Source organism: Paenibacillus kobensis NBRC 15729 (assembly GCF_004000825.1).
In the GTDB taxonomy this organism is placed as follows: domain Bacteria; phylum Bacillota; class Bacilli; order Paenibacillales; family Paenibacillaceae; genus Paenibacillus_T; species Paenibacillus_T kobensis.
The window spans coordinates 16,332-28,245 of record NZ_BILZ01000065.1; the positions used below are offsets into that span (position 1 = coordinate 16,332).

The 11,914-nt window shown below is 55.8% G+C and carries 12 protein-coding genes; 11 read left to right on the plus strand and 1 reads right to left on the minus strand.

Translation table 11 applies throughout. From position 1 onward, the window contains the following. The 6 genes from PKO01S_RS24880 to spoVM all read left to right on the plus strand — a co-directional run bounded on the left by PKO01S_RS24880 (position 1) and on the right by spoVM (position 5,051). Complete coding sequence (locus PKO01S_RS24880) at positions 1-756, plus strand: Stp1/IreP family PP2C-type Ser/Thr phosphatase (protein ID WP_127534151.1); 756 nt, start codon at positions 1-3, stop codon at positions 754-756. Positions 757-761: 5 nt separating this feature from the next. Then, on the plus strand, positions 762-2,900 hold the full coding sequence (gene pknB, locus PKO01S_RS24885; protein WP_127534152.1) for a Stk1 family PASTA domain-containing Ser/Thr kinase: 2,139 nt from the start codon (positions 762-764) through the stop codon (positions 2,898-2,900). Then, positions 2,887-3,813 (plus strand): ribosome small subunit-dependent GTPase A, encoded by a 927-nt coding sequence (gene rsgA, locus PKO01S_RS24890; RefSeq protein ID WP_127534153.1) that lies wholly within the window; start codon positions 2,887-2,889, stop codon positions 3,811-3,813. The genes pknB and rsgA overlap by 14 nt, the downstream gene beginning before the upstream one ends. A 4-nt stretch (positions 3,814-3,817) precedes the next feature. Further along, positions 3,818-4,462, plus strand: coding sequence for a ribulose-phosphate 3-epimerase (gene rpe, locus PKO01S_RS24895; protein WP_127534154.1), 645 nt, complete (start codon positions 3,818-3,820; stop codon positions 4,460-4,462). Positions 4,463-4,526: 64 nt separating this feature from the next. Then, positions 4,527-4,823, plus strand: coding sequence for a hypothetical protein (locus PKO01S_RS24900; protein ID WP_127534155.1), 297 nt, complete (start codon positions 4,527-4,529; stop codon positions 4,821-4,823). 147 nt (positions 4,824-4,970) lie between these two features. Then, positions 4,971-5,051: a stage V sporulation protein SpoVM gene (gene spoVM, locus PKO01S_RS24905; RefSeq protein WP_010345573.1), complete on the plus strand. Its 81-nt coding sequence runs from the start codon at positions 4,971-4,973 to the stop codon at positions 5,049-5,051. 295 nt (positions 5,052-5,346) lie between these two features. Here spoVM and rpmB read toward each other — a convergent pair whose 3' ends face one another. After that, positions 5,347-5,535, minus strand: a complete 189-nt coding sequence (rpmB, locus tag PKO01S_RS24910) for a 50S ribosomal protein L28 (RefSeq protein ID WP_127534156.1) — start codon at positions 5,533-5,535, stop codon at positions 5,347-5,349. A gap of 525 nt (positions 5,536-6,060) precedes the next feature. Here rpmB and PKO01S_RS24915 point away from each other — a divergent pair. The 5 genes from PKO01S_RS24915 (at position 6,061) to PKO01S_RS24935 (ending at position 11,553) form a co-directional block, all read left to right on the plus strand. Next, positions 6,061-6,420, plus strand: a complete 360-nt coding sequence (locus tag PKO01S_RS24915) for an Asp23/Gls24 family envelope stress response protein (protein ID WP_127534157.1) — start codon at positions 6,061-6,063, stop codon at positions 6,418-6,420. Positions 6,421-6,451: 31 nt separating this feature from the next. Next, entirely contained in the window at positions 6,452-8,230 is a 1,779-nt protein-coding gene (locus PKO01S_RS24920; RefSeq protein ID WP_127534162.1) for a DAK2 domain-containing protein, read from the plus strand. A gap of 21 nt (positions 8,231-8,251) precedes the next feature. Next, positions 8,252-9,121, plus strand: coding sequence for a DegV family protein (locus PKO01S_RS24925; RefSeq protein ID WP_127534158.1), 870 nt, complete (start codon positions 8,252-8,254; stop codon positions 9,119-9,121). A 5-nt stretch (positions 9,122-9,126) separates the two neighbouring features. Further along, positions 9,127-11,175 (plus strand): ATP-dependent DNA helicase RecG, encoded by a 2,049-nt coding sequence (gene recG / locus PKO01S_RS24930; protein ID WP_127534159.1) that lies wholly within the window; start codon positions 9,127-9,129, stop codon positions 11,173-11,175. Between the two features lie 90 nt (positions 11,176-11,265). Next, positions 11,266-11,553 carry a stage VI sporulation protein F gene (locus tag PKO01S_RS24935; protein WP_127534160.1) on the plus strand — a complete coding sequence of 96 codons (288 nt, stop codon included), beginning with the start codon at positions 11,266-11,268 and terminating at the stop codon, positions 11,551-11,553. The last annotated feature ends 361 nt before the right edge of the window (positions 11,554-11,914 follow it).

An 11,914-nucleotide genomic window follows, 5' to 3' on the forward strand; every position in this document is an offset into this window, starting at 1 on the left:
TTGATTACGGCTAACCGGACGGATATCGGACGCGTCCGACAAGTAAACGAGGACAGCTATTGGGTGGAAGAACTCGAAGGCGGCGTGGTGGTAGCCGTTGTGGCGGACGGCATGGGCGGCCATCTTGCAGGAGAGGTTGCGAGCCGGATGACGGTCGATTCGCTGCGTGATTCGCTGCGCGCGGTTACGCCAGGCATGCCGGAACAGGAATGCGAGGCGCTGCTGCGCGAAGCGATCAAGCAAGCGAATGAAGTCGTGTATGATACGGCCTCGCGCAACGAGCGTTACAGCAACATGGGGACGACGGTCATTATTGCCGTCGTGGACGATGGCCGGGCCATCGTCGCCCACGTCGGCGACAGCCGCATCTATCAATTAGACGCGGACGGTTTGACGCTGCTCACCGACGATCATACGCTCGTGAATGAGCTGTTGAAATCTGGACAAATTACGGCTGAGGAAGCAGCCGTTCATCCGCGTCGCAACGTCATCATGCGCGCCGTCGGCACAGACCCGGCGGTAGAGGCTGATGTATCGGTATTTGCGCTGCAAGCGGCAGATATTTTGCTGCTGTGCAGCGACGGGCTAACCGATATGGTAAGCCATGATCAAATGCTGACGACGCTGCAGACCGAGACGATTGATCTTGACGGCAAGGCGGAACGTCTCGTTCAACTGGCGCTCCAAGCAGGCGGCGATGATAACATTACCGTCGTCCTCGTGCAAGGCGACGCTAGGCAGAAACGGGAGGAGTGACGGATATGATCGGACATGAACTTGGAGGACGCTACGAAATCATATCCCGGATTGGCGGCGGCGGCATGGCGCTTGTCTATAAGGCGCATGACGTGCTGCTCAACCGGAAGGTAGCAGTCAAAGTGCTGCGTCAGCAATTCGTTCACGACGAGGAATTTATCCGGCGCTTCCGGCGTGAGGCGCAATCGGCCGCATCGCTCTCGCATCCGAATGTCGTCAGTATCTATGATGTCGGACAAGAGGACGAAGTGCATTATATCGTCATGGAATATGTTGAAGGCAACAATCTTAATGAAATTATTCACGACAGAGCGCCGCTGCAGCCGGAAGAAGCTGTACATATCGCGGCGCAAATATGCGACGCTCTTGAGAACGCGCACCAGAATCAAATTATTCATCGCGATATTAAGCCGCATAACATACTCATCGGCAAGAACGGCAGAGTGAAAGTGACCGACTTCGGCATCGCGCGTGCGGTTACGGCATCGACGATAACGCAGACAGGCTCCGTCGTAGGCTCCGTTCATTATTTTTCTCCGGAGCATGCGAAAGGGACGCCGACGGGCGAGAAGTCGGATTTGTATTCGCTCGGCATCGTTCTGTACCAGATGCTGACGGGCAAGCTGCCGTTTCACGGCGAAAGCCCGATCAGCGTAGCTCTTAAGCATTTGCAGGAGTCGTTCATCGAACCGCGAACGATCAACCCGCTTATTCCGCAAAGCGTCGAGAATGTCATCCTCCGTGCAATGCGCAAAAATCCGAACGAGCGGTATTCGTCCGCCGGAGAAATGTTTCGCGATCTCGATAGCTGCTTATCGCCTGAACGGCTGCACGAGCCGAAAGCGACGTTCGTCAACCTTGCGGACGATATGGATGCAACACGCGTAATGCCGGCTATCCGGCAAAGCGCAGCAACGGTCCGCGCGGCGTCGGAGGAGCGTGCCTCGCAGGAGCGTACCCCTTCCGCTGCTGGAACGGCGAACACGCAGTCCGTTGAATGGGAGGACGAGCCTAAGAAGCCTTGGTGGAAGCGTCCTATGCCGATGATTATCGTGACGCTTGTCCTAATCGCCGGTCTTTATTTCGGCGTTCGGGCGGTTTCCAACAGTTTCGATGTTCCGGAGGTCGAAGTGCCGTATGTCGTCAACATGAGCGAAGATGATGCGGTCAAAGCGATTGAAGACGCCGGTCTACTCGTCGAGGAGCCGATTATTCGCGAGTTTAATCCTGACTTCGAACCTGGGTTCGTCTACGATCAGTCGAAAGCGAAAATGAAGGTGAAGGAAGGCGCGCTCATCAAGCTGTATATCAGCAAAGGAGCCGAACTGGAGACGATGACCGACTTTAAGGGCCAATCGCTTAATTCGGCAACCGAAGATCTTGCCGCGCTCGGCGTAGAAGGCAGCCGAGTGAAGAACGAACCCGTATTCAGCGATCAGGAAGCGGGCACGATCATCTCGCAAATCCCTGCGGCGAATGAACAATTCGATCCGAAGACCGTAACGGTTACCTTTAAAGTAAGCAAGGGGCAGGAAACGGTCGTGATGCCGGGTCTCGTCGGCTTGAAGGAAGCAGAGGCGAAAGTGATTCTCAGCCAGAAAGGGCTGAAGCTTTCGGAGGCAAATATCGTCCGCGAGCCAAGCTATGAACCAGAAGGCAAAGTCATTTTCCAGTTCCCTTATAAAGAAGGCGAGGAAGTCGGCAAGGGGGCCGAAGTGTCCATTACGGTCAGCTCAGGCTTGCCGCCGGACGCGCGCCAGAAGCCGGTTAACCTTCTTATCTCGCCGGCTCAAGCGGGGACAACGAGCGAAATTCGTATCGTCTACTCCGATGCAACAGGCGAGAATATAGAATGGGGCAAGAAAAAAATTAAAGATACGCAGCGGTTCTCCTTCAACGTCATCGTGTCGCCGAATAAGGATGCGACCGTAACGGTGTTCCGGGACAATCAGCTCGTTGATTCATTCACGATCACGATCGACAGCGGAACGGGTTCAAGCGACCAGACGATTCCGGGCAAAGAAAATCCGCCTGTGACGGATCAGCCAACGGGCGGCACGGAGCAAACGCCGGCAGACCCAGCGACGACGAATGTCGATCCAGGTGCCGGAAGTGAGGATAACCAACCAGATGGCAACCAATAATTATTTGCAAGGTACGATTGTCAAAGCGCTCGCCGGCTACTACTACGTCCAGCCTGCAGATCCGCAGGCTGAGACGGTGCAGTGCAGAGCGCGCGGCATTTTCAAAAAACGGGGCGTATCGCCGCTCGTCGGCGACCGCGTCGGTTATACGCTAACCGATAACGGCGAAGGCGCGGTCGAAGAAATCGCGCCCCGCTCCTCGGAGCTGATACGGCCGCCAGTGGCGAACATTGAGCTGGCGGTGCTTGTCTTTTCGGTAACCGAACCAGAGCTTAGCTTCATTCTGCTCGATAAGTTTCTTGTTCATATCGAGCATGCCGGTTTGGAGACGGCAATCTGCCTGAGCAAGAGCGATCTTGCCCAGACGGAAGGATCGGCCGGCGACTCGGCCCGCGAGGCGCTTCGCCGCGTCCGATCGGTGTATGAGCCGATGGGGTACGAGGTGTTCGAGACAAGCTCGCGTCATACCGAAGGCTGCGATCAACTGAGAGACAAGCTCAGCGGCCGTCTGTCGGTATTCGCCGGCCAATCCGGCGTCGGCAAGTCATCGCTGCTTAACGCGCTTGTGCCGGGGCTTACGCTGGAGACGAACGCGATTAGCGACCGTCTCGGGCGCGGTAAGCATACGACCCGCCATGTCGAGCTGATCGATCTCGGCGGCAGAAGCTTCGTTGCGGATACACCGGGCTTCAGCCAGCTTGATTTTGCAGAGCTTGGCATCGAGGATCTCGGCTATTGTTTCCGCGAGATGCGGGAGCTTGCGCCGTCTTGCAAGTTTAGAGGCTGTACACATGTGCATGAGCCTGCCTGCGCCGTCCTTCAAGCGTTAGCTGAAGGCAGCGTCGATGCCGGACGGCATGCGAATTACGTGTTATTCATGGAAGAGATGAGAGAGAAGAAGCGGAGGTACTAAACGTATGACCATTATTGCGCCGTCCATCCTATCGGCCGATTTCTCGAAGCTTGGGGAAGATGTTCAATCAGCAGAGAAAGCCGGAGGGGATTGGATCCATATTGATGTAATGGACGGGCATTTCGTACCGAATATGACGTTCGGTCCCATCGTCATTCAGTCCATACGTTCCTATACAAAGCTTCCGTTCGATGTGCATCTGATGATCGAGCGGCCCGAGCAGTATTTGGAAGCATTCGCTAGGGCGGGAGCGGACCGCATTACCGTTCATGCCGAAGCTTGCGTCCATCTGCACCGCGTCGTGCATCAAATCAAAGAGCTGGGGCTGCCGGCAGGCGTCGCCCTTAATCCCGGTACGCCGCTGTCAGCTGTCGAGCCGGTGCTCGACGATCTCGATCTTGTGCTGCTCATGACGGTTAACCCGGGCTTCGGCGGCCAGAAATTTATTCCGCAATCGGTTAACCGCCTGCGCCAGCTTCGCGGCATACTGCAGGAGCGTGGACTTAGCCATATGCATGTTCAAGTCGACGGCGGCATTAACGCAGAGACGGCTCCGCTCGTTCGCGACGCGGGAGCAAACGTGCTTGTTGCCGGCAACTATGTGTACGGCGCGGCGGACCGCAGTAGCGCAGTAGCGTCGCTTCGATAATTCGTTTGATTGCAGCCGGCTGTAAGCCGGCTTTTCGTCTATAATGAAGGAGGGCAACAGTTCGATGAAAGACTTAAGAGATTTGGACGAGGAGAACAAGACTCGTACTGCCCTGTTCATCTCGTTATTCAGCTTTTTATGCGGCCTTTGTCTGGCGCTGTTCGCTTCGATCAGCGGCCCGATTCATTTTGTATTCTCACTGCTCGCTTTTATTATCGGTCTGCGTGTATTCAGCAGAGTGGACCGGTTGAAGCCGCGTGTATGGTTCGTTATCCTTTCGATCATCTGGTATTTGTTGCTCACGACTATTTTTACAATGGTTACATATGTACGCGACAACCCGCTTCCCGCGGCCGGCTAGGCCTTCTGCGCGCTGGAATAGGACGACTTGCTTATGCATAGTATGGTTACATGAACGATGGTTCCGCGAAGAATCGAGGTTCCTGCCACCTAGTGTGCGTATTGAGGCGTCGATCATCCGATGAGCGCGTTTGAGGAGGGATGGGGCATGAAATTTTACACGATCAAGCTGCCGAAGTTTCTGGGCGGCTTCGTCAAGGCCATCTTGAATACGTTCCAAAAAAACTGACAGCGGCCGAGCCGGGCGATAGTACGATCGTGGACAATGGCGATGAGGGGGTGTTCCGGACGCGCCAACTTGTGAGCATACCCTCTAGTGCCGCATGCGCATCCGGTTTCTTGTAACATAATGAATACGATTGTTAAACCGCCTGTATTCCGATTGTGATGATCGAATGCGGGCGTTTTGTATTGTTATGGTGACAGGCTGAACCGGAGGCTGGGCGCATAATGCACGGATACGACAAAAAGACCGCGCCCTAGGACGCGGTCTTCCGTCAAGTACGGCCTATTGGCCGGCCTTATTATACGCGGGTTACTTTACCCGATTTCAGCGCGCGGGCGCTAACCCATACGCGTTTCGGTTTGCCGTCGACTAGGATACGCACTTTTTGTACGTTAACGCCCCAAGAACGACGGTTCTTGTTGTTCGCGTGGGAAACGTGGTTGCCCGTGCTTGGCGCTTTACCCGTAATTGCACATTTGCGAGACATGGATACACCTCCTTAATCAACGCGGAGCATACGGCTTACGTAAAATCCGCTCACTTGCGGAGCATAGCAGCATAGAAAGCTTCCGCTGAAATGTCGCTGGTCATACGTCTTCATTGGCAATAGCTTCTGATACGAAGCGCATATAAACATACTTAAGTATCGTATCACAACTGTCTTTTCTTTGTCTAGTCCTGTGCCTAACCAATTCGACCGTTTCACTGCTCATTTCGGATATGTTTGTATAGCTTCTTGTCGATAATCAGTGTAAAATGTCGTTAGTGCGATCATTCCTTCGTTTCATTAACGAATGCGGGGCCAAACCGCCGTATAGCGGCCGGAATCGCTCCGGAAATGATGAAAGTCTGAATAAATGTTATGACAAGGGCAACGCTCTGCCCTTGTATGGATGCGTTTTCATATCGGAATATGAGCAGTGTCGCCGTTCTTCTTCATAATCGACACTGTTTATAGTACAATGGTTGAAAAGTCCACTTAGAGATGCATAAGGAAAAGGAGCGAATTTCCATGCCACTGCAGCTGAGCACCGAGCTCGGAAAAGTAATGATAACGGATGATTGCATCGCGGTCCTTGCAGGCTCTGCCGCGCTGGAATGCTATGGGCTTGTCGGAATGGCTTCCCGTAAGCAGCTGAAGGACGGAATAGCCGAGCTGCTCGGCCGGGACAATTTGTCCCGCGGAGTCGAAGTCAGGCATGAGAATGAGCGGCTGCTCATCGACTTGCACATTATTGTAAGCTACGGAACCAAAATATCCGAAGTCGCGCATAATATTCAAACAAAAGTGAAATACGTGCTCAATGATGTTATCGGTCTAGAAGTAGACCAGGTTCATATATTTGTGCAGGGTGTCAGGGTACTTAAGTAGGCGGGAAGGGGAATCTTTGTTGAGCAAGCGCATGATTAATGGAAACGATTTTGCCCGTATGGCGGCAGCCGGGGCTGAACATTTGCATCGCAACGCAGAGCGGGTGAATGCATTGAACGTGTTCCCGGTGCCGGACGGCGATACCGGAACGAATATGAATTTAACGATGGCCTCGGGGATGAAAGAGCTGCAGAGCAAGCCGTCGCCGCATCTTGGCAAGGCGGTAGAGGCGCTGTCCAAGGGACTGCTGATGGGTGCGCGCGGTAACTCCGGCGTTATTTTATCCCAATTGTTCCGCGGATTTGCCCGGTCGCTTGCAGCGGTTGAGCAAGCCGATGCGATGCAGCTGGCTGCGGCGCTTCAACACGGCGTCGACCTGGCTTACAAGGCAGTCGTGAAACCGGTAGAGGGTACGATCTTAACCGTTGCGCGTGAAGCAGCGAAACATGCCGTTCAAATTGCCCGCCGTATCGGCAGTGCGGACGAGCTGATGCGCGAAGTGCATTCGAAAGCGCACGAGGCGCTATTGCGGACGCCGGATCAATTGCCGGTGCTGAAGCAGGTTGGCGTTGTCGATTCCGGCGGCCAAGGGCTCGTCTATATTTATGAGGGATTTGTCCGCGCATTGTCGTCGGATATGCATGCGGAGGAGCCGTTTGCGACGGAAGCGGCAATGCCGGAAGATGTGGGGATGGCTGACCGTTTCAATGCGGCGCGCCTGGCAGCTCCGAGCGGCCGTCAAGCGTCCGCGCAATCTCGTCTGTCTACAGAAGATATTGAGTTCCTGTACGACATGGAGTTTTTCATCGACCGGACACGCGCTAGCCGCACCGCACCTTCCTTCCATGAAGGACGGTTCAAGGATGCGCTGGCGAAGGACGGCGATTCCATTATTATTATCGAGAGCGACGATATTATTAAAGTTCACGTCCACTCGCGCAAGCCGGGAGATGTTCTTAACCAGGCGCTGCCGTATGGCGAACTGATCGATATTCGGATTTTGAATATGCGCGAGCAGCACCGTGACCTGCTCGAAGGCGAAGAAGAGCTGTCTGGACATGAACTGGCTCCATCCGACGCTCTCGCACCTGCAGAGGTGCTGACGGGAGGCGCTGCGCCGCAGACGGTGCCGCCTGAGCAGGTGCATGAATATGCGCCGTACGGCATTATTGCCGTTGCAATGGGCGAAGGCATCGCTGATATTTTGCTCGACAACAATGTCGATATCGTCCTGTCGGGCGGCCAGACGATGAATCCGAGCACGGAAGACTTCGTGAAAGCGATTGAAGCACTGCCTGCGGAACATATCTTCCTGCTGCCGAACAACGGCAACATTATTCTGGCAGCCGAGCAAGCAGCGGAGCTGTCGGGACGAAGCGTATCCGTTGTTTCGACCCGCACAGTGCCGCAAGGGCTCGCCGCTGCGCTCGCTTTCCGTGATGAAGAGTCGCAGGAGCGGAACAGCGAGTTGATGAAGCGCGCTGCCGAATCGGTTCGTTCCGGTCAAATTACGCAAGCGGTTCGCGATACGTCGATCGACGGAGTAGCGATTCGCGAAGGCGATTTTATAGGCATTCAAGAGAAGGCGATCGTCGTCTCGACAGCCGATATGGCGGACGCATGCCGGACGCTGCTAGGAAGCATGCTGGAGCAAGGCGGCGATTTGATTACGGTGTTGACCGGAGAAGACTCCGAAGACAGCGTGACGAAGCAGATTGCCGCGTGGGTCGAGGCGGAGCATCCAGACGTGGAGCTTGAGGTGCTGGAAGGCGGGCAGCCGCTATACCCTTACGTGTTCGCAATCGAATAGGAAGAGAAGGAGGAGCCGCGAATGTCAACGATTCGAATTGTGACGGACAGCACGGCCGATTTGCCGGCTGAATTGCGCAAGTCGCTAGGCGTCGAGATGGTGCCGCTTGAGGTATTGTTCGGAGAAGAATCGTTCCTCGATTCTGTCACCATCGGACCGGATGAGTTTTATTCGAAGCTTGCCGTCTCGCATCAGTTGCCGAAGACGTCGCAGCCGTCGACGCTTTCATTCAAAGAGATGTACGAGCGTATATTGGCGGAGACGCCAGGCGCGACCATTATTTCTATCCATTTGTCCGCTTCGCTTAGCGGTACGTACCAATCGGCTGTGATTGGCAGCACGATGGTCGAGACGGCGGACGGATCGGAACCAGATATTACGGTGATCGACTCCAAGTCGGCGTCCATCGGCATCGGGGTTCTCGTCCGCAGGGCGGCAGAGATGGTGCAGAGAGGCTGCTCGAAGGAGGAAATTCTGCAGGAAGTCGAGCGGCTGCGCGCTGAGACGAAAATTTATTTTCTCGTCGATACGCTTGAATTTCTGCAGAAGGGCGGCCGAATCGGCAGAGCGTCGGCGGTGCTTGGCTCGCTGCTGAACATTAAGCCGATATTGGCGATTGACGATGACGGCTTCGTCACGTCTGTCGATAAAGTGCGCGGACAGAAGAAGGCGATGGCGCGTATCATCGAATTGATCGGCCAATCGTTCACGGAGCAGGAGCCGCTCGTCATGACGATCGCTTATGCACAGCGCAGAGAGATGGCCGATGAGTTGGCTGTGATGATGAAGGAACGGTATAACATCGCATTGGAATATTTATTCGAGCTCGGTCCGGTTATCGGCACGCATGCCGGTCCCGGTACGGTAGGCCTTTTTATGCATAGGGTGTGAGAGGAATGAAGCTGGATCAAATACCGGTCCGGCAAGTGAAGGGCGTGAGCGCGCAGAAGGAAGGCGAGCTTCACGCCTTTGGCGTACGTACGGTCGCCGACTTGCTGGACTATTACCCGTTCCGGTATGCGGATTACCGGCTGCGGGATTTGACGGAAGTGAAAGACGGGGAAAAGGTTACGGTTCAAGGATTTATACGGAGCATGCCGGCGCTTGCGCGGTTCGGCCGCAGCAAAAACAGGTTGACGTGCAAAGTGGAAGTCGATCATTTTCTTGTGACGGCGGTATGGTTCAACCGGGCTTTTCTGCAGGATCAATTAACGTTGGGCCGCGAGATTACGCTGACCGGCAAGTGGGACGGCCAACGCCATCATTTGACCGTCTCGGAGTCGGAATTCCCGGATAAGGGCAAGGCCCGCACGGGAACGCTGCAGCCGGTATATTCGGTTGGCGGCGGCTTGACGCAGCCGTGGATGCGCAAGACGATCGGACAGGCGCTTGTGCAATTCGGCGATCTGATCGAAGAAAATTTGCCGGCGCCGCTTATCGCGAAGCATCGGCTTATGCCGCGCCGCAACGCTGTCATGCTCATCCATCATCCTGATGGGGCGTCGGAAGGCCAGGCGGCACGCCGCAGGCTGGTGTATGAGGAACTGTTCTGGTTCCAACTGAAGCTGCAGGCGTACCGTTCGCTAACCCGCGAGCGAGGAGACGGAATGGCGTTCCCAGTCGACAGTGCCGTCATCCGGGAGTTCGCAGCGAAGCTTCCGTTCGAGTTGACCGATTCCCAGAAGAAGGTTATTAACGAAATTACGCAGGATATGCGGCACAAGCACAGCATGAACCGGCTGCTGCAGGGCGACGTCGGCTCCGGCAAGACGGTCGTTGCAGCGACGGCGCTGTACGCTGTCGTCAAGACGGGCCACCAAGGCGCGCTTATGGTGCCGACCGAAATATTAGCGGAGCAGCATATGCGCTCGCTGCAGCGGCTGTTCGAAGGGACCGGCGTAGAGGTCGGACTGCTGACAGGCAGCCTGACCGCCCGCAAGCGGCGGGATGTATTAGCCGGCCTGCAGATGGGTCTGATCGATATCGCGGTCGGCACGCATGCTCTTATTCAGGACGATGTATTGTTTCGTTCGCTGGGGCTCGTTGTGACGGATGAGCAGCACCGGTTCGGCGTCAACCAGCGCAGCGTGCTGCGGCGCAAGGGCTGGAATCCGGACGTGCTGACGATGACGGCTACGCCGATTCCTCGCACGCTGGCGATTACGGCGTTCGGCGATATGGACGTTTCGACGCTGAAGGAGCGGCCCAAAGGAAGAAAGGCGATCAAGACGTATTGGACAAAGCCGTCTGCAATGGACCGCGTGTTCGAGTTTATCGAGCGGGAAGCGGCACAAGGGCGTCAGGCGTACGTGATTTGTCCGCTTATCGAGGAATCGGAGAAGCTGGATGTGCAAAATGCGATCGAAATGCACGCAACGATTGCGATGTCGCTTCCTAACCTTAAGGTGGGCTTGCTGCACGGCCGGATGAACACGTCCGAGAAGGACGAGGCGATGCGCGCGTTCGGCGCGAACGAGACGCAGGTGCTTGTCGCGACGACGGTTGTTGAAGTCGGCGTAGACGTTCCGAATGCGACGCTCATGGTCATTATCGACGCAGAGCGGTTCGGTCTGTCCCAGCTGCATCAGCTGCGCGGTCGCGTCGGACGGGGCGAGCACCAGTCGCATTGCATTCTCGTCGCCGATCCGAAATCGGAGACGGGGCGCGAGCGGATGAAGGTTATGACGGAGACGGACGACGGCTTCGAGGTTGCAAGGCGGGATCTCGATCTGCGCGGGCCTGGCGATTTCTTCGGAACGAAGCAAAGCGGCATGCCGGATTTCAAGCTGGCGGATATGGTCGCTGACTATGAGACGCTTGAGGAGGCGCGCGAGGATGCAGCGGAGCTGGCGGGCGGCGAGGGTTTCTGGACGTCACCTGAGCTTGCGTCACTGCGCCAGCGTCTGCTGCAGGATCCGTTATTCCAAGGGGAACAGCTCGATTAATGGTGGCAACTTCCGGGGGTGTCCCGCATATGTATAAGCGATTGCCACTTGCGGGGCCGATCGCCGCGCTGCCTGCTGGAGGTGCTTCACATGAGCTATCAGAAATACGGAATCCGTCCGGACTTGGTCGAGCGAGTCAAGTTCAAAATGAAAAATCCGGTCGTGAAGGACCGGATGAAGCAAATGCTTGCGAACGTTACCAAATACGATTTGCAGGACCGCGCCAAAGTGCGCAAGCTGGTGAAGTCTGCGACTGCCGTACTGTCGGAGAAGCTGACGGAGGCGCAGGAAGAGCAAATTATCGCTTTCATTCTCGGACAGAAGATCGATCCGAACAATACGTTTCATCTGCTCAAGCTATGGGCGACCTTCCGGTAACAAGAATGCCGGACGCGCGTTTGCTGCCGAGCGGGATGACCTGAGGCGGCCCCGGCGGGCCGCCTTTGTTCGATTCGCCGGGGATGCCGTATCGCTGTCTCGAATGTAGCCTCGAATAGGGCTCCGTACGGGCGAAAGCAACAAGCGGATGGGCAGCTGAATAGGTGCCAAGCGGCAGCTAAATCGCTAGTCGAGCTTATTGCGCAGCTTCCAACGGTTCGATAAGGGACGGCGAGTCGTTGCGTACGCTGCCTACGGCAGCCGATACAGGGTAAGCCTCCATCAGCGTATCATCGAACGGCTCGAACAGCGGCTGCAGCCGGTTCGGATCCTGTACAGTCCGGTCAAGCCATAACGGCTC